The 18,628-nt window shown below is 67.0% G+C and carries 16 protein-coding genes; 11 read left to right on the forward strand and 5 right to left on the reverse strand.

All coding sequences use genetic code 11. The annotated features are described in order from the left end of the window. The 5 genes from rhaT to rhmD all read right to left on the reverse strand — a co-directional run bounded on the left by rhaT (position 1) and on the right by rhmD (position 4,878). The gene (gene rhaT / locus ASG37_RS05155; RefSeq protein WP_055756658.1) at positions 1 to 1,059 is read right to left on the reverse strand and encodes an L-rhamnose/proton symporter RhaT; all 1,059 of its coding nucleotides are present in this window, start codon (positions 1,057 to 1,059) and stop codon (positions 1 to 3) included. Then, on the reverse strand, positions 1,056 to 1,955 hold the full coding sequence (locus ASG37_RS05160) for an amidohydrolase family protein (protein ID WP_055756660.1): 900 nt from the start codon (positions 1,953 to 1,955) through the stop codon (positions 1,056 to 1,058). Before ASG37_RS05160 ends, rhaT begins: the two co-directional genes overlap by 4 nt. A 118-nt stretch (positions 1,956 to 2,073) precedes the next feature. Next, entirely contained in the window at positions 2,074 to 2,826 is a 753-nt protein-coding gene (locus ASG37_RS05165) for an SDR family NAD(P)-dependent oxidoreductase (protein WP_055756662.1), read from the reverse strand. Next, positions 2,823 to 3,677: a fumarylacetoacetate hydrolase family protein gene (locus ASG37_RS05170; RefSeq protein ID WP_055756664.1), complete on the reverse strand. Its 855-nt coding sequence runs from the start codon at positions 3,675 to 3,677 to the stop codon at positions 2,823 to 2,825. The genes ASG37_RS05165 and ASG37_RS05170 overlap by 4 nt, the downstream gene beginning before the upstream one ends. 10 nt (positions 3,678 to 3,687) lie before the next feature. Next, positions 3,688 to 4,878: an L-rhamnonate dehydratase gene (gene rhmD, locus ASG37_RS05175; RefSeq protein WP_055756666.1), complete on the reverse strand. Its 1,191-nt coding sequence runs from the start codon at positions 4,876 to 4,878 to the stop codon at positions 3,688 to 3,690. Between the two features lie 194 nt (positions 4,879 to 5,072). Here rhmD and ASG37_RS05180 point away from each other — a divergent pair, with 194 nt between their 5' ends. The 11 genes from ASG37_RS05180 (at position 5,073) to glgA (ending at position 18,620) form a co-directional block, all read left to right on the forward strand. Then, positions 5,073 to 5,927 carry an IclR family transcriptional regulator gene (locus ASG37_RS05180; protein WP_055756668.1) on the forward strand — a complete coding sequence of 285 codons (855 nt, stop codon included), beginning with the start codon at positions 5,073 to 5,075 and terminating at the stop codon, positions 5,925 to 5,927. 13 nt (positions 5,928 to 5,940) lie between these two features. Next, entirely contained in the window at positions 5,941 to 6,705 is a 765-nt protein-coding gene (locus tag ASG37_RS05185; RefSeq protein WP_055757361.1) for an SDR family NAD(P)-dependent oxidoreductase, read from the forward strand. Next, positions 6,702 to 7,481, forward strand: coding sequence for a rhamnogalacturonan acetylesterase (locus tag ASG37_RS05190; protein WP_055756669.1), 780 nt, complete (start codon positions 6,702 to 6,704; stop codon positions 7,479 to 7,481). Before ASG37_RS05185 ends, ASG37_RS05190 begins: the two co-directional genes overlap by 4 nt. After that, positions 7,472 to 8,422, forward strand: a complete 951-nt coding sequence (locus ASG37_RS05195) for an alpha/beta hydrolase (protein WP_055756671.1) — start codon at positions 7,472 to 7,474, stop codon at positions 8,420 to 8,422. The genes ASG37_RS05190 and ASG37_RS05195 overlap by 10 nt, the downstream gene beginning before the upstream one ends. Beyond that, complete coding sequence (locus ASG37_RS05200; protein ID WP_055756673.1) at positions 8,419 to 9,174, forward strand: (Fe-S)-binding protein; 756 nt, start codon at positions 8,419 to 8,421, stop codon at positions 9,172 to 9,174. The genes ASG37_RS05195 and ASG37_RS05200 overlap by 4 nt, the downstream gene beginning before the upstream one ends. Continuing rightward, a complete protein-coding gene (locus ASG37_RS05205; RefSeq protein ID WP_055756675.1) occupies positions 9,171 to 10,565 on the forward strand; it encodes a lactate utilization protein B in 1,395 nt (464 codons plus the stop codon). Before ASG37_RS05200 ends, ASG37_RS05205 begins: the two co-directional genes overlap by 4 nt. Beyond that, positions 10,562 to 11,173 (forward strand): LutC/YkgG family protein, encoded by a 612-nt coding sequence (locus ASG37_RS05210; protein WP_055756678.1) that lies wholly within the window; start codon positions 10,562 to 10,564, stop codon positions 11,171 to 11,173. The genes ASG37_RS05205 and ASG37_RS05210 overlap by 4 nt, the downstream gene beginning before the upstream one ends. Positions 11,174 to 11,355: 182 nt before the next feature. Further along, positions 11,356 to 13,785 (forward strand): glycogen/starch/alpha-glucan phosphorylase, encoded by a 2,430-nt coding sequence (locus ASG37_RS05215; RefSeq protein ID WP_082448370.1) that lies wholly within the window; start codon positions 11,356 to 11,358, stop codon positions 13,783 to 13,785. After that, positions 13,782 to 15,932, forward strand: coding sequence for a 1,4-alpha-glucan branching protein GlgB (gene glgB / locus ASG37_RS05220; RefSeq protein WP_055756680.1), 2,151 nt, complete (start codon positions 13,782 to 13,784; stop codon positions 15,930 to 15,932). The genes ASG37_RS05215 and glgB overlap by 4 nt, the downstream gene beginning before the upstream one ends. 13 nt (positions 15,933 to 15,945) lie before the next feature. Next, the gene (gene glgC, locus ASG37_RS05225; RefSeq protein ID WP_082448372.1) at positions 15,946 to 17,199 is read left to right on the forward strand and encodes a glucose-1-phosphate adenylyltransferase; all 1,254 of its coding nucleotides are present in this window, start codon (positions 15,946 to 15,948) and stop codon (positions 17,197 to 17,199) included. Between the two features lie 8 nt (positions 17,200 to 17,207). Beyond that, a complete protein-coding gene (glgA, locus tag ASG37_RS05230) occupies positions 17,208 to 18,620 on the forward strand; it encodes a glycogen synthase GlgA (protein ID WP_055756683.1) in 1,413 nt (470 codons plus the stop codon). Positions 18,621 to 18,628 lie beyond the last annotated feature (8 nt).

Raw genomic sequence — 18,628 nt, forward strand, 5'->3', positions numbered from 1 at the left:
TCACCCCCCGATCATGTTGCCGTAGCCGATGACGATCGTCGCGAGGATCAGCAGGCCGACCCCGGCCCACACCAGCGCGCGGGTCCTGGGGGCGGCGTCCTTCCACTCGCGCAGCGCGAAGCCCCAGAGCGTGCCGAAGATGATGATCGACGCCATGTGCAGCGTCCAGCTCGAAAAGCCGTACCGCCCCATCTGGCTTTCGCCCATGGTGTAGAAGAAGAACTGGAAATACCAGGCGGTGCCGGCCAGCGCGCACAGCGCGAAGTTGAGCGCCATCGGCGCGCCCTTCGCCTCGCCCCGCCCCAGCCATTGCCCGGCACTGCGGTTGCGCGCGATCAGGATCGTACACCACACCGCGTTGGTCAACAGGCCGCCGAACATGACGAGGCACAGCACCGGCAGCCCGGTCCACAACGGTCCGGTGCCCGCTGCCGCCGACAGCGCCTTGATCGGCTCGCCCGCGGCAAGACCGAAGGCGAAGCAGGCGGACATGATCCCGGCGAAGATCGCGACGACGATGCCTTTGCGGAAATCGAATTCGGCAACGGCGGCGGCCTTTTGTTCGGGCGACAGCGCCTGATCCTTCTTCGCCCCCGCCAGCGCGACCACGACGATGCCGGCGATCGTCAGCCCGAGCCCCAGCAGGATGATGTTGCCCGAGGGCGTGTCGAGCAGCTTGGCGGCGAACTCGCCGGTGAATAGCGGCGGGATCAGCGTGCCGAACACGGTGCATAGCCCCAGCACCACCGCCATGCCGAGCGACAGGCCGAGGTAACGCATCACCAGACCATAGCCGAGCCCGCCGAACCCCCACAGGATGCCGAAGAACACCGGCCACAACAATGTGCTGGTCGGCGTCGCAGCGAACACGCCGAGCAGGTCGTTGGTCTGGATCGATGCGAAAAACCACGGTGCCAGCACCCACGAAAAAATGCCGCCGGTCAGCCAGTAGATCTCCCACGACCAGCGCTTCACGCCGCGATAGGGCACGTAGAAGCTGGCCGAGGCGAAACCGCCCAGCCAGTGATAGAGCACGCCGGTCAACGGGTTGGGGGTCATAGCGTCAGGCCCAGTCGATAGAGGCGGTTGGCATTGCCGGCGAACAGCGCGCGGCGTTCGGCGTCGCCGAAATCGGCGGTGATCGTGTCGTACGCGCCAAGCGTGGCGGCGAAGCTGCCGAAGAGCTTGTCGGTCGGGAAGTCGCTGGCGACCATCGCCCGGTCGGTGCCGAACCGGTCGATCGCGGTGAGGACGAGGCCCCTCGCCTGCTCAAGCGTCCATGACCGGTAGGTGAAGCCGATGCCCGACAGCTTGATCGCAACATGCGGCAGGGCGGCGAGCGCGGTCAGCCCGGCGCGCCATTCGGCTTCCTCGCCGGGCACGCACATGCCCATGTGGTTGACCATCACCGGCGTTTCGGGATGGCGCTCGATCAGCCGCGCGAGGTGAGGAAACTGGCCGGGATAGGCTTGCAGGTCGAAGCTCAACCCGTGTGCCGCCAGCCGGGCATAGCCGGCCGCCCATGCGTCGTCGTGCGTCACATCGCGCGGGGTGTAGGTGCGGCGCGGGTCGGCGTGCCAGTTGACGATGTGGCGGATGCCGCGGACGTTGGCATGCGCGGCGTGGGCGGCCAGCAACGTGTCGACGTCGGGGTGCGACAGGTCGGCGAAGGCGACGATCGCATTCGGCATTCCCGCCGTATCTGCCATTCCCTGCAACCAGCGAGTCTCGTCGAGCGCTGCGCTCGCCTCAGCACCGGCATCGACATGGACGATGCCGCGCACGTCCCATGCACCCGCATCTGCACGGTAATCGTCGAGGAGATAGGTGCGCGCGATCGGTTCGACCGAGCCGTTGGGGCCATCGTCGGCGAACGGCGGCGTCAGCCACGGATAGCGGAGATGATCGAGGTCCCACAGATGGACATGGGCATCGATGAAGGGCAGCCCGGCCATGGCGTTCGCTCTCCTTTGCATCCCGTACCCCCGCGCAGGCGGGGGTCCAGGGTAACGATCGCCAGCCGTTGTTCGGCTTGGCGCTGGACCCCCGCCTGCGCGGAGGTACGGTCGGTCGTCAGAACGTCGTCCGTCCGCCCGAGGTGTCGAAGGTCGAGGCGGTGGTGAAGCTGCATTCCTCGCTGGCCATGAAACAGACCATCGCCGCGCTTTCGTCGACTTCGCCCAGCCGCCCCATCGGGATTTTCGAGCGCATGTAATCGACTTGGCTCTGCGGCAATTGCGCGAGGATCGGGCTTTCGAACGTCGCCGGGGTCAGCGCGTTGGCGATGACGCCCTTGCCCGCCAGTTCCTTGCCAAGCGACTTGGTGAGGCCGATCACCCCCGCCTTGGTCGCCGAATAGGCGCTGGCATTGGGATTGCCTTCCTTGCCCGCCACCGAAGCGACGTTGACGATCCGGCCATAGCCGCCCGCCAGCATCAGCGGCACGACCGCGCGGTTGCAGTAGAACAGCCCGTTCAGATTGACGTTGACGACGTGCAGCCAGCTATCGATCGGAAATTCGTGCAACGGGACGGTCGCCCCGGTGATCCCGGCCGAACAGACGAGCACGTCGATCCGGCCGCCGAGCGCGGCATGGCTGTCGGTCGCGGCCCGCGCGACCGCGGCGGCGTCCGAAATGTCGAGTGCCACGACGTGGGTCGCGCCGACATCCTCTTTCGCCTGCGCCAGCGCGGCTTCGTTCAGGTCCCATAGCGCGACCTGTCCGCCCTCCGCGACGATGCGCCTGGCGGTCGCCCGGCCGAGGCCGGAGGCTCCGCCGGTGACGACGGCGGTGCGGCCGGCGAAGCGCCCTTCGTAGATGGTCATCCGAGCACCGCGTCGCCAAGGTTGCGCCATTCGACGACCTGCTGGTTCTGTTCGCCAAGCCCTGCGATGCCGAGCTTCATCGTGTCGCCCGCCTTCAGATAGATGGCGTTCGGCTTCTTGCCCTCGCCCACGCCCGGCGGCGTGCCGGTAATCATCAGGTCGCCCGGATACAGCGTGATATATTCGCTGACGTAGGCAATCAGTTCGGCGACGTCGAAGATCATCGTCTTCGTGTTGCCGGTCTGCATCCGCTCGCCGTTCACGTCGAGGAACATGGCGAGATCCTGATGGTCGCCGACCTCGTCGGGCGTCACCAGCCACGGGCCTACGGGACAGAAGCTGTCGTGGCCCTTGCCCTTTGACCACTGGCTGCCGCGCTGCTTCTGGTTGAAGCGTTCCGACACGTCATTGGCGATGGCGAAGCCGGCGACGTGGGAGAGCGCGTCCTCCTTCGACACGTAGCGCGCGGTCTTGCCGATCACGACCGCCAGTTCGACCTCCCAGTCGGTATGGGTCGAATCCTTGGGGATCATCACCTCGTCGTTCGGGCCGGTCAGCGACGACAGCGCCTTCATGAACATCATCGGTTCGGCCGGCACCGGCAGGTTCGATTCGGCGGCATGATCGGCATAGTTCAGCCCGATCGCGACGATCTTACCGATGCCCTTCACCGGCACGCCGTAGCGCGGCGTTCCGTCGACGACGGGCAGGCTGTCGATGTCGACGTCCAGCCCGGCGATGGCATCGACGGTGATGTCGGACACCACGCCCGACAGGTCGCGGATGTTGCCGTCGTTATCGACGACGCCAGGCTTCTCGTTACCCTGGGTTCCGTAGCGGCAGAATTTCATGGGCTGTCTCTCAGTGCTCGAAGGGGCGGTGCATCGGCAGGTCGCGGTTCAGTTCGACCCCGAAGCCGGGCGCGTCGAGATTGCTGGTCCGCATCCGGCCGTTTTCGGGGATGGGTTCGCCGATCAACTGCGGGTGGAACATCGGCTGCACATGATCGGCCTCCGGCGCCATCATCAGATATTCGGCGAACGGCGAATTATGCCGGGTGACGACGAAATGATAGCTGTAGACCGATGATCCATGCGGCACGACCAGCTTGCCGCGCGCATCGGCCAGCGCGCTGATCTTGAGCAGTTCGGTCACGCCGCCGCACCAGCCCACATCGGGCTGGATGATGTCGCAACAGTCCATCTCCAGCAGCATGCGGAAGCCCCAGCGGGTCGCCTCATGCTCGCCGGTCGTCACCAGCATTCCCTTGGGCGCATTGCGCTTGAGTTCAGCATAGCCCCAGTAATCGTCGGGGCTGATCGCCTCCTCGATCCACTTCAGGCCGTGTTCGTGCGCGGCATGGGCGAGGCGGGTGGCATAGTCGACGTCGAGCGCCATCCAGCAATCCCACATCAGCCAGAAGTCCGGGCCGACGCGGCTACGCATCTCGGCCAGTTCGGCGATATTCTTCTTGAGCCCCTCGACGCCCTCGGCGGGGCCGTGGTGCAGCGGCATCTTGCCGCCGATGAAGCCCATTTCCTTCGCCAGATCGGGCCGCGCGCCAGTCGCGTAGAATTGCAGCTCGTCGCGCACCGCACCGCCCAGCATCTGGTACACCGGCTCGTCGCGCAGCTTGCCGAGCAGGTCCCACAGCGCGAGGTCGACGCCGGAAATGGCGTTCACCACCAGTCCCTTGCGCCCGTAATATTGGGTCGAGAAGTACATCTGGTCCCAGATCTTCTCATATTCGGTCGGGCTGCGGCCTTCGAGGAAGCGGGCGAGATGCTTTTCCACGATGAAGCAGGCGGGTTCGCCGCCGGTCGTGACCGCGAAGCCGATCGTGCCGTCCTCCGCCTCGATCTCGACGATCAGCGTGCCGAGCACGTTGATACCGAAGCTCTGGCGCGACTGGCGATATTCGGGATAGCGGCTCATCGGCGTCGCGATGTGATCGTCGATCCAGTGATAGCCCTGCTGGTCGTGATAATCCGCACCGCCGCCACGTACGGTGAACGCGCGGACGTGTTTGATCCTGGGAAGCGCCGCCTTCATTGCCACACCTTATCCTTGGGCGCGCGCACTTGCCCGCCGCCGACTGAACTGGAAAACCACACGCCAAGCCGTACCATCATGTGGTACGATGTCGGCATATGGTCGAATAGTTGGAACCCTTTTTGCGGCGAGTGCCGCGAAACATCCGCTCCGGCTGGTTTACTTTCTCACTTTATGGGATAGGGTGCTACTAGATGAGACAGAACCCGTCAAACGAAGAATCGCCGTCCGACGCCGCCGTTCCGCTGGAAACGGGGGCCAGGCCAGAGAACAAGACGCAAGGCAGCCAGACGCTGGTGCGCGGGCTCGACCTGCTCGATCAGGTGATCGACGGGCCGGTGAAGCTGGCCGAACTGTCGCAGCGCATGGGGCTGACGCGCTCGACGACGCACCGCCTTGCCAATGCGTTGATCGACCGGGGTTTCCTCACCTTCCTGCCGCGCGAGGGCTATCTGTTGGGGCCGAAGCTGTTGCAGCTCGGTTTTCTGGCGCAGGGACAGGCCGACATCGTGCAGATCGCCCGGCCGCGGATCGAGGAACTGGCCGCGCAGAGCGAGGATACCGTCCATTTCGGGCGGCTGGACGATAATCTGGCGCTGTATCTCGACAAGATACCGGGGCGGCGGCGCGTCGACATCTCCAGCCGGATCGGCGATCGCCAGCCGTTGACCTCGACCGGTCTGGGCAAGGCGCTGCTGCTCGACGACGACGAGGCGCACTGGACCCGGGTGTTCGAGGCGGAACATCCGCCGGGCACGCGCCGCCCCGACTTCGCGGTGTGGCTGGAGCGGATGCGCGGCTATGTCGCCAGCGGCCATGCCTATGACTTGGAAGAAAACGAGGATCTGATCCGCTGCGTTGCCGCCCCCGTGCGCGATGCGTCGGGGCGGATCGCGGGCGCGATCAGCGTGTCGAGCGCCGCGCAATATATGGACGATGCCCGCATGGCGACGCTGAGCGTCGAGGTGCGCGGCACCGCCGAGCGGATCAGCCGCGATCTCGGCTGGTCCCCCGAAACCCAGGCATTGCAGAAGCGACGCCGGAAATGATGTGGAGAGCATGATGAAGCTGTTGGAAGGCAAGACGGTATTGGTAACGGGGGCGTCGACCGGCATCGGTCGCGCGGCGGCGATCGGCGCGGCGCAAGCTGGCGCGAACGTCGTCATCAACTATCACAGCCGCGATGCCGACGCCGATGCCTGTATCGCCGCGATCGAGGCTACGGGTCAGCGCGGCTTCGCGATCAAGGGCGACGTGGCCGAGGCCGCGACCGCGACCGATTTCGTCGCGAAGGCAGTGGCCGAGTTCGGTCGGGTCGACGTGATGGTGTCGAACGCCGGCATCTGCCCGTTCCACAGCTTCCTCGAAATGCCCGCGGAAACGCTGGAGCGGACGCTGCGCGTCAACCTGCACGGTGCCTATTACATGTGCCAGGCGGCGGCGCGGGCGATGGTCGAGCAGGGCGAAGGCGGCGCGATCGTCGCCGTTTCCTCGATCTCGGCGCTGGTCGGCGGCGAATATCAGACGCATTATACGCCGACCAAGGCGGGGGTCCATTCGCTGATGCAGTCGACCGCCATAGCGCTGGGCCGCCACGGCATCCGCTGCAATTCGGTGCTGCCGGGCACGATCCTGACCGAGATCAACAAGGACGACCTCGCCGACGAGGGCAAGCGCAAGTATATGGAAAGCCGCGTGCCGCTCGGCCGGCTGGGAAGTCCTGAGGACATGGTCGGGCCGATCGTGTTCCTCGCCTCCGATATGGCAGCCTATGTCACCGGCGCGGCGCTGCTGGTCGACGGCGGCATGTTCGTGAACCTCCAGTGAGGCCGCTCGCACTCGCCCTCGCGCTGCTGGCCGCCGCGCCGGCCACCGCCGAGACGATCTTCATCGCCGGGGATTCGACCGCGCAGACCTACAAGCAGGATCGCTATCCGCAGACCGGCTGGGGACAGATGCTGCCGTGCGGCCTCACCGGCGACGTGAAGGTCGAGAACCGGGCGATGGGTGGCCGTTCGACCAAGAGCTTCATCGCCGAGGGGCGGTGGGACAAGATCATGGCCGACCTGAAGCCCGGCGACGTGGTGCTGATCCAGTTCGGCCACAACGACGCCAGCCAGAACAAGCCCGAACGCTATGCTCCGGCGGCGACGCTGTATCACGACAATCTGCTGCGGATGGTGTGGGAGACGAAGGGGCGCGGGGCGACGCCGATCCTCATCACCCCGGTCACGCGGCGCTCGTTCGGGCCGGACGGCAGGACCAAGGCGGACTTCGCCCCATGGTCTGCGGTGGTGCGCGACATCGCGGCGACGACGGGCACGCAGTTGATCGACCTCGAAGCGTCGTCGCGCGGCTGGGTCGACGGCAAGGGGATCGAGCCGTCGAAGGCGTTGTTCCTCCATTATCCGGCGGGACGCTGGCCGGGGTTCAAGGACGGCATCGCCGACGACACCCATTTCAGCGAACTGGGCGCACGCGGCATCGCCGAACTGATCGCCGCCGATCTGGCGCGCACCGGGCTGCCAGTGGCGGCGAAGGTGGCGAAGGATCGCCCCGACCTGACGCGGACGACGCCGCTCGGAAGCACGGCATGTCGGTGATCCTCGCACGGCGGACGCTGCTGGGCGGTACGGTGGCGCTGGGGCTTGCCGCCGCGCTGCCGGCGCAGGCCCCTGCCCCCCTGACCTATCGTCCGATCTGGCCGGGCAAGGCACCCGGCGGCGAGAAAGTGACCGAGGTCGAGCAGGAAATCCCGCGCTCGCCGACCGGTCCGAAGGACGACACCGCCTTCCTCCATGTCACCACGCCGACGATGGCGCATGTCGCCCCGGCCAAACCCAATGGCGCGGCGATCCTGCTGATCCCCGGCGGCGGCTATCTGCGCGTCGCGATCGGCAATGGTGGCCGGGCGTTGCTGCAATTCTTCGCCGATCAGGGCTATCACGCCTATCTGCTCAAATATCGCCTGCCGGGCGATCCGTGGGCGGCGGGACCCGATGCACCGTTGCAGGACGCGCAGCGCGCGCTGCGGCTCGTCAAGGCCGAGGCGAAGGCCAATGGCGTCGCGATCGACCGGATCGGGGTGATGGGCTTTTCCGCCGGCGGGCATCTGGCGGCGATGCTGGCGTATCGCGGTGACGAGACGTACCGCGCGGTCGATGCCGCCGATGCCCAGCCGCTGGGTGTGCGCGCGGCGGGGCTGCTGTATCCGGTCGCGTTGATGGGGGTGCCGGGCACCCACCGGGGATCGCAGGACCAGTTGCTGGGCAAGACCCCCGCGCCCGACGTCGCGCTGCGTTATCGCACCGACGCGCGGATCACGACGGCGAGCCCGCCGACGTTCATCGCCCATGCGATCGATGACCGGGTCGTGTCGGTCGACAACGGCATCGCGCTGCTCGCCGCGCTGCGCCGGGCGAAGGTACCGGCCGAAGCCTATCTGCCCGAAATCGGTGGCCATGGCTTTGGGGTCACGATCGACGGACAACCGGCCCCGTGGACGCGGTTGTTCTTCGCCTGGGCGAAGCGGCACGGACTGTGACCCGACCGACCGTCGCCCTGTTCGTCACCTGTCTGGTCGATGCGATGCGGCCGTCGATCGGCTTCGCCAGCATCAAGGTGCTGGAAGAAGCCGGGTTCGACGTCGTCGTACCACAGGGGCAGACCTGTTGCGGGCAGCCGGCGTTCAATTCGGGCGACCGGGCGGGCGCGGTGGAAATCGCCAGGGCGACGATCGCGGTCCTCGAACCGTACGACACGATCGTGGTGCCGAGCGGATCGTGTGGCGGCACGATCAAGGCCCATTATCCCGAATTGTTCGCCGACGATCCGGCATGGCTGGCGCGGGCGGAAGCGGTGTCGGCCAAAACGCATGAGATCCTTTCGTTCCTCGACGCACAGGGCTGGCGGCCCGCCGGCGTCGTGCTTGCGACGAGCGCGGCCTATCACGACAGTTGTTCCGGCTTGCGCGAACTGGGCGTCAAACGTCAGCCGCGCGCGCTGCTCGGCGCGGTCGCCGGGCTGGAGCAGGTGGCGCTGAAAGGCGCGGAAACCTGCTGCGGGTTCGGCGGCACCTTCTGCGTCAAATATCCCGCCATCTCGAACGCGGTGGTCGAGGAAAAGGCGCAGGCGATCGAGGACAGTGGCGCGGCGCTGCTGCTGGCGGGCGATCTCGGCTGCCTGATGAACATGGCGGGTAAGCTGCACCGGCGCGGCAGCGGGGTGCGCGCGTTCCACACCGTCGAGGTGCTGGCGGGCATGGGCGATGGCCCGGCGATCGGGGAAACGCGATGAGCTTTGGACAACGGGTCGAGCTGGCGCTGGCCGATCCGATCCTGAAGATCGCGGTCGAACGCACCGCCGGCACCGCCGAGGCCAAGCGCGCGGCGGCGGTGGCGGCGTTTCCGGCGTTCGAGGATGCCCGTGCGCGGGCGGCGGCGATCAAGGATCACACGATCGCCAATCTCGGCCATTATCTGGAACAGTTCGAGGCGAACGCGATTGCGGCGGGCGCGCAGGTCCATTGGGCGCAGACCGCCGACGAGGCCGCCAAGATCGTCGTCGATCTCTGCCGCAAGGCGGGGGCGAAATCGGTCGCGCGGTCGAAATCGATGCTGGGAGAGGAGATCGGCCTGCCCCACGCGCTGGCCGAGGCGGGAATCGAGCGGATCGAAACCGATCTGGCCGAACATATCATCCAGTTGGCGGGCGAACGGCCGTCGCACATCGTCTGGCCGGCGATGCACAAGACCCGCGAACAGGTGTCCGAGCTGTTCCGCGCGAAGCACGCCGACCCGCATGTCGAGGAAAGCATCGCCGCGATGGCGGAGAGCGCCCGGCGACATTTGCGCGTGGGGATGCTGGGCGCCGATGTCGGCATCTCGGGCGCCAATTTCCTGATCGCCGATACGGGAAGCATCTGCACCGTCACCAACGAAGGCAATGCCGAACTGTCGATCGTGCCGCCGCGTGTCCATATCGTGACGGCGGGGATCGAAAAGCTGGTGCCGTCGATGCCGCATGCGATCCATATGCTCAGGATGCTGGCGCGATCGGCGACCGGTGCGGCGCTGACGCAATATACCAGCTTCTACACCGGGCCGAAACGTGGCGACGACCGCGACGGACCGGCGGAAATGCACATCGTGCTGGTCGACAACGGCCGCAGCGCGATGCGCGACGATGCGGCGCTGAAAGACATGCTGCGCTGCATACGTTGCGGGGCGTGCATGAACCACTGCGTCGTGTTCCGGCAGGTCGGCGGCCATGCCTATGGCGGCACCTATCCCGGGCCGATGGGCGCGGTGCTGACCCCGGCGCTCGACGGGCTGTCGGCCAACCGCGATCTGGCGCACGCCTGCACGATGAACGGACGGTGTCAGGAGGTATGCCCGGTCAACATCCCCCTCCCCACCCTGTTGCGCGGCTGGCGCGAGAAGAGCTGGCGCGAGGGGCTGGAGCCGGTGACGATGCGGCAGGGGCTGGGCTGGTGGCGACGGCTGGTGCTGCGGCCCAGGCTCTACCGGCTGGCGAGCGCGGCGGCGGTGCAGTCGATGCGGTTGCTGGCGAAGCGCGGCTGGATCGCCAGATTGCCGCTGGCCGGGGCATGGACCGCGCACCGCGACATGCCGGCACCGGAAGGCGGCACGTTCATGGCGCAATATGCCAGGGGCAAGCGGCGATGAGCGCGCGCGACGCGATCCTCGACAAGCTGCGCCGCGCGGTGCCGGCGGACCTCGCCGAACAGGCGGCAGCGCTGGTGCGCGGCAACGAGCGGCCACCCGAACCGGCGGGCACGCTCGCCGAACGATTCGCCGGCCGGCTGGCGGCACCGAGCGTGTCGGCGACGATCGAGCGGATCGGGGCGCTGGACGCGCTGCCGGCGGCGGTCGGGCGCTATCTGGGCGAGGCGGGCCTCGGGCCGGCGCTCTACCTGCCGCCCGATCCGGCGGTGCTCGGGCTCGACTGGTCGGGCTTCGCGATCACCGATACCGCGCTGCCCGATCAGCCGGCGGCGCTGGCGGTGGCGAAGGCGGGCGTTGCCGAAAGCGGGTCGCTGGTGTTCGAAACCGCGCCCGATGCACCGATGCTGCCCAACTTCCTGACGCTGCACCACATCGTCGTGCTGGCGGCCGACACGCTGGTCGACCGGCTGGAGGATATTCCCGCCGGTCTGGCCGGGCATCGCGCGCATTACTGGGTGACGGGCGTGTCGGGGACAACCGATATTGAAGGGCAATATGTCCGCGGCGCGCATGGACCGCGGTTCCTGCATGTCGTGCTGGTCGGATAGTCGATGGCAGGAGTGCGGCCCAGCAACGCCGGATAGCATTACGATCGGCTGAAAACCGCCAATATCGTTGCACCGCCGCATATTTTGTTCTGCGGTCGGAACGAGCGTCATCACGCATACGTATTGCGCGTGACAAGCGTTTCGCAATCGATACTGTCGTCTTGTCCGATTCAGGAGCCCGCGTGACCCAGCCTGCCCTTGCCGCCGTCGCTTCGCCCACGCCACCGCTCGCCGATGCCATTCTCGACACGCTGATCCACCGGATCGGCAAGGACGCGCAGGCCGCGCTGCCACACGACTGGCTGGCAGCCACGATCCTGACCGTCCGCAACGACGTGATCGAACGCTGGATGACGTCGAGCAAGCAGGCGCATGCCGATGGCGCGAAGCGGGTCTATTATCTCAGCCTCGAATTCCTGATCGGGCGGCTGCTGCGCGACGCGATCGCCAATCTGTCGCGCAGCGACGAGGTGCGCGCGGCGCTGGCCTCGCTCGGCGTCGACCTGTCGACGCTGGAGGACGAGGAACCCGATGCCGCACTCGGCAACGGTGGCCTCGGCCGGTTGGCGGCGTGCTTCATGGAAAGCCTCGCGACGCTCGATCTGCCCGCCTATGGCTATGGCATCCGCTATGTGAATGGCATGTTCCGCCAGCGGATCGACAATGGCTGGCAGGTGGAGCTGCCCGAAACGTGGTTGCGCCACGGCAATCCGTGGGAGTTCGAGCGGCGCGAGAGCGCCTATCCGGTCGGCTTCGGCGGCGAGGTGACGGGCGACGAGAATGGCGCGGTCCACTGGCACCCGGCCGAGATGGTCGAGGCGATGGCGGTCGACACGCCGGTGATCGGCTGGCGCGGGGCCCGGGTGAACACGCTGCGGCTGTGGACCGCGCGCGCCTATGACCCGATCCGGCTCGACCGGTTCAACGCCGGCGACCATGAAGGCGCGCTGGCCGGACAGGTGCGTGCCGAAACGCTGGTCCGCGTCCTCTATCCGGCCGATGCGACCCCGGCCGGACAGGAGCTGCGGCTGCGGCAGGAGTATTTCTTCTCCTCCGCCTCGATCCAGGACATTGTGCGCCGCCACGTCCAGTATTCCGGCGACATCCGCACGCTGGCGGACAAGGCGGCGATCCAGTTGAACGACACGCATCCGGCGGTGTCGGTCGCCGAGCTGATGCGGCTGCTGATCGACGAACACGCGCTCGATCTGGACGAGGCATGGACGATCACCAAGGCGACGTTCGGCTATACCAACCACACGCTGCTGCCCGAGGCGCTGGAAAGCTGGCCCCTCCCTCTCTTCGAGCGGCTGCTGCCCCGGCACATGCAGATCGTCTATGCGATCAACGCGAAAGTGCTGCGCGAGGCACGCGCCAAGGGGATCGACGACGGCGCGATCTCGTCGATCAGCCTGATCGACGAGGGCGGCGAGCGGCGGGTGCGGATGGCGAACCTAGCGTTCGTCGGCAGCCACAGCGTCAATGGCGTCGCGGCGCTGCATACCGACCTGATGAAGCAGACGGTCTTCGCCGATCTCCACCGGCTCTATCCCACCCGGATCAACAACAAGACCAACGGCATCACGCCCCGGCGTTGGCTGTTCGAGAGCAACCCGGCGCTCACCGCCTTGATTCGCGAGGCGATCGGCGACGGCTTCCTCGACGACGCGGCGAAACTGGCCGACCTGCGCCCCTTCGCCGACGACACCGCGTTCCGTGAGAAGTTCGAGAGCGTGAAGCGCGCGAACAAGGCGCGGCTGGCGCAGCACCTGCGCGAGACGATGGGCGTCCGGCTCGATCCGCAGGCGATGTTCGACGTGCAGGTGAAGCGCATCCACGAATACAAGCGCCAGTTGCTGAACATCCTCGAGACGGTGGCGCTGTACGACCAGATCCGCAGCCATCCCGAACGCGACTGGACCCCGCGCGTGAAGCTGTTCGCCGGCAAGGCGGCGCCGAGCTATCACAACGCCAAGCAGATCATCAAACTGGCGGGCGACGTCGCGCGGCGGGTGAACGCCGATCCGGCGGTCGGCAATCTGCTGCGCGTCGCGTTCATCCCCAACTACAATGTGTCGCTGGCGGAGAAGATCATGCCGGCGGCCGACCTGTCCGAACAGATCAGCACGGCGGGGATGGAGGCATCGGGCACCGGCAACATGAAGCTGGCGCTGAACGGCGCGCTGACCATCGGCACCCTGGACGGGGCGAACGTCGAAATCCGCGACCATGTCGGCGCAGAGGACATCATCATCTTCGGCATGACCGCCGACGAGGTCGCGGCGAAGCGCGCCGCCGGATACGACCCGCGCGAGGCGATCGCCGCGTCGCCCGAACTGGCGCAGGCGCTGGCGGCGATCAAGGGCGGGGTGTTCAGCCATGACGATCCGACCCGCTATGTCGGGCTGATCGAGGGGATCGAGAACAGCGACTGGTTCCTGTGTGCCGCCGACTTCGACAGCTATGCCGCCGCGCAGCGCGACGTTGACCGGCGCTGGCAGGACCGTGCCGGGTGGAATGCCAGCGCGATCCGCAACGTGGCCGGCGTCGGCTGGTTCTCGTCCGACCGCACGATCGGCGAATATGCCCGCGACATCTGGGGCGTGATGTGACGCCTCCGGCGGACGCGATCGCCGCGCTCCTTGAAGGCAGGCAAGCCGATCCGTTCGCCCTGTTGGGGCCGCATGCCGGCCCCGCCGGCACCTTCGTGCGCGCATGGCTGCCCGGTGCGCAGAAGGTGCTGGCGCACGACCTTTCGGGCACGGTGCTCGGCGAGTTGAAGCCGGTCGGCGACGGCATCGTCGAGGGGATCGTCACCGGCCCGCCCCGGCCTTTGTGGTATTACGCGCGCGGCGGCGGCGGCGAATGGTGGGTGAAGGACCCGTACAGCTTCGGCCCCGTCCTTGGCCCCACCGACGATTTCCTGATCGCCGAGGGGACGCACCTGCGCCTCCACGACAAGCTCGGCGCGCATCCGATCCGCCACGAAGGCGCCGATGGCATGCACTTCGCCGTCTGGGCTCCCAATGCGCAGGTGGTGAGCGTCGTCGGCGACTGGAACGGGTGGGACGCGAAGCGCCACCCGATGCGCCGGCGCGGCGACGTGGGGGTATGGGAAATCTTCCTGCCCGACGTCGGACCGGGGCAGGCGTATAAATTCGCCATCCGCGGGCCGGACGGGCAATTGCTGCCGCTGAAGGCTGATCCGTTCGCCTTCGCCAGCGAGTTGCGCCCCGCCACCGCGTCGCGCACCGCCGCGCCGATCGATCACGACTGGCACGATGCGGCGCACCGCGCGCATTGGGCGTCGATCGATCCGCGCCGGGTGCCGATCTCGATATACGAGGTCCATGCCGGAAGCTGGCAGCGCGAGGACGATGGCGGCTTCCTGCATTGGGACCGGATGGCCGACCGGCTGATCCCCTATGTCGTCGAAATGGGCTTCACCCATATCGAATTTCTGCCGATCAGCGAGCATCCCTATGATCCGTCATGGGGCTATCAGACGACCGGTCTCTACGCCCCCTCCGCCCGCTTCGGCGATCCGGCGGGGTTCGCGCGCTTCGTCGACGGCGCACACAAGGCGGGGATCGGCGTGCTGCTCGACTGGGTGCCGGCACATTTCCCGGTCGACGCGCATGGCCTCGCGCAGTTCGACGGGACCGCACTCTACGAGCATGAGGACCCCCGGCTGGGCTTCCACCCCGACTGGCAGACCGCGATCTATAATTTCGGGCGGCGCGAAGTGTCGCAGTTTCTCGTCAACAACGCGTTGTTTTGGGCCGAACATTATCATGTCGATGGCCTGCGCGTCGATGCGGTCGCCTCGATGCTCTACCGCGACTATTCGCGCGAGCCGGGCGAATGGATTCCCAACGCCGATGGCGGGCGCGAGAATTGGGAAGCGGTCGATTTCCTGCGCGCCACCAACCGCGCGATCTACCGCGAGCATCCCGGCGTGTTCACCGTCGCCGAGGAATCGACGTCGTGGCCCGGCGTCAGCCGCCCGGCGCATGAAGGGGGGCTGGGCTTCGGGTTCAAATGGAACATGGGCTTCATGCACGACACGCTGTCGTACATGGCGCGCGAACCGGTCCACCGGCAGCACCACCATGACGACATCACCTTCTGCCTGACCTATGCCTTTGCCGAGAATTTCGTCCTGCCGCTCAGCCATGACGAAGTCGTCCATGGCAAGGGATCGCTGCTGACGAAGATGGCGGGCGACGAATGGCAGAAATTCGCCAATCTGCGCGCCTATTATGCGTTGATGTGGGGCTATCCCGGCAAGAAGCTGCTGTTCATGGGGCAGGAGTTCGCTCAGGCGCGCGAATGGTCGGAGGAACGCGCGCTCGACTGGGAACTCGTCGAAGCGCCGGCCCATGCCGGCGTGTCGTTGCTGGTGCGCGATCTCAACCATCGCTACCGCGACACCCCCGCGCTGCATGCGCGCGATTGCGAGGGCGACGGGTTCCACTGGGCGGTGGTCGACGATGCCGCGCAATCGGTGTTCGCGTGGGAGCGGCGTGCCCCGGGCGAGCCGCCGGTGCTGGTCGTCGCCAACATGACGCCGGTGCCGCGTCACGGCTACCGCGTGCCGGTGTCGGAAAACGGGCGCTGGCGCGAAATCCTGAACAGCGATGCATCCGCCTATGGCGGGAGCGGACTGGGCAATCTGGGCGTTGTCGAGGGCAAGGACGGGGGCGTCGTGCTGACGCTGCCGCCGCTCGCGACGATGTGGTTTCAATTAGAACGATAAACGGGGAGGATGTATGGAGCGTAGGGGGCAACCATTGGCACGCGATGCCATGGCCTATGTGCTGGCCGGCGGACGCGGCAGCCGCTTGTTCGAGATGACCGATACGCGCGCGAAGCCGGCGGTCTATTTCGGCGGCAAGAGCCGGATCATCGATTTCGCGCTGTCGAACGCGATCAATTCGGGCATCCGCCGCATCGGCGTGGCGACACAGTACAAGGCGCACAGCCTGATCCGCCACCTGCAACGCGGCTGGAACTTCCTGCGTCCCGAACGCAACGAAAGCTTCGACATCCTGCCCGCCAGCCAGCGGATCAGCGAGTTCCAGTGGTATGAGGGCACCGCCGACGCCGTCTATCAGAACATCGACATCATCCAGAGCTATCGCCCCGAATATATGGTGATCCTCGCGGGCGATCACATCTACAAGATGGATTACGAGCTGATGCTCCAGCAGCACTGCGATACGGGGGCCGACGTCACGGTCGCCTGTATGGAAGTGCCGCGGATGGAGGCGTCCGGCTTCGGCGTGATGCACGTCGACGGCACCGACCGGATCATCGATTTCGTCGAGAAGCCCGCCGATCCGCCGGCGATGCCCGACAATCCCGACATGGCGCTCGCCAGCCTCGGCATCTATGTGTTCCGCACCGAATTGCTGTTCGAACAGTTGCGCCGCGATGCCGATGAGGAAGGATCGTCGCGCGATTTCGGCAAGGACCTGATCCCGTGGCTGGTCCGCCATGGCCATGCGCAGGCGCATCGCTTCTCCGCCTCCTGCGTCCGCTCGGCCGACGAGCCGGGGTCCTACTGGCGCGACGTGGGGACGGTCGATGCCTATTGGGAAGCCAACATCGACCTGACCGACGTGGTGCCGCAGCTCGACCTGTACGACCGGAGCTGGCCGTTGTGGACCTATTCGGAAATCACCCCGCCCGCCAAGTTCGTCCATGACCTCGACGGGCGGCGCGGCAGCGCGGTGTCTAGCCTGATCGCGGGCGACTGCATCGTGTCGGGTGCCAGCGTGCATCGCAGCCTGCTCAGCACCGGGGTACGCGCGCACAGCTTCGCCAGTATCGACGAATCGGTGGTGCTGCCGATGACGCGGATCGGGCGTGGCGCGCGGCTCACCAAATGCGTGGTCGACGCCGGGGTGACGATCCCCGACGGACTGGTGATCGGCGAGGATCCGGTGATGGACGCCCATCGTTTCCGCCGGACCGAACGCGGGGTGTGCCTTATCACCCAGCCGATGATCGACCGGCTGTAGGGCGGTCGATGCGCGTTCTGTCGGTTGCGTCCGAAGCCTATCCGCTGGTCAAGACCGGCGGCCTTGCCGATGTCGTCGGCGCCCTGCCCGCCGCGCTTGCCCCGCACGGGATCGAGACGGTAACGTTGCTGCCTGGCTATCCGGCGGTACTGAAGGCCGCATCGCGCAAGGTGGTGCGGACATGGGATGATCTGCTGGGCGAGCCGGCGCGGCTGCTGGGTGGCACGATCGACGGGCATCCGTTGCTGGTGCTCGACGCGCCGACGCTGTTCGCACGGGACGGCGGCCCCTATGCCGATGCGACCGGACGCGACTGGGCGGACAATTGGCGGCGGTTCGCGGCCCTGTCGCGCGCGGCGGCGGACATCGCCACCGGTTTCGATCTGGTCCATGCGCATGACTGGCAGGCGGCGCTGACCCCGGCCTATCTCCGCTATGCCGACAGCGCGGTGCCGAGCGTCGTCACCATCCACAATATCGCATTCCAGGGTCGCTATGACGCGGCGGTCTTCGCTGACCTTGGCCTGCCCGACGCGGCGTTCGCGCTCGACGGCGTCGAATATTATGGCGGGGTCGGGCTGCTGAAGGCGGGGCTGGCCTCCGCCTCGGCGATCACCACCGTGTCGCCCAGCTATGCCGAGGAAATCCGCAGGCCCGCGTTCGGCATGGGGCTGGAAGGACTGATCGAGGTCCGCCGCGACCGGGTGAGCGGCATCGTCAACGGCATCGACCCGGCGGTGTGGTCGCCACACGCCGACACGGCGCTGCCTGCGCCCTATTCCGTCCGTACCCTCGCCCGCCGTCGCACCAACAAGCGTGCGCTTGAGGCGGCGTTCGATCTGGCGCGGGGCGATGGCCCGATCTTCGTCGTGGTCAGCCGGCTGACATGGCAGAAGGGCATGGACGTACTCGCCGACACGCTCGACACGCTGGTGGCCTTGGGCGGGCGGCTGGCGCTGCTCGGATCGGGCGACGCCGCGCTCGAAGCCGCGTTTCTCGATGCAGCGCGGCGGCATCCCGGCGCGATCGGCGTGCGGATCGGCTATGACGAGGCATTGTCGCATCTGTTGCAGGGCGGTGGCGACGCGATCCTGATCCCGTCGCGGTTCGAGCCGTGCGGGCTGACGCAGCTCTACGGCCTCGCCTATGGCTGCGTGCCGGTGGTGGCGCGGACCGGTGGCCTCGCCGATACGGTGATCGACGCCAACGAGGCGGCGGTCGCGGCGGGTGTCGCCACCGGCGTGCAGTTCGGTGACGTCAGTGTCGATGGCTTGGTCCACGCGCTGCGCCGGACGATCGACCTGTATCGCCAGCCATCACTATGGGGCGCGATCCAGCGGCAGGGGATGCGCGCCGACTTTAGCTGGACGCGCAGCGGCGCGCGCTATGCCGCACTCTATCGCAGCCTGATCGCGGCGTGATCCCCGGC

The organism is Sphingomonas sp. Leaf407 (assembly GCF_001425385.1).
Classification (GTDB): domain Bacteria; phylum Pseudomonadota; class Alphaproteobacteria; order Sphingomonadales; family Sphingomonadaceae; genus Sphingomonas.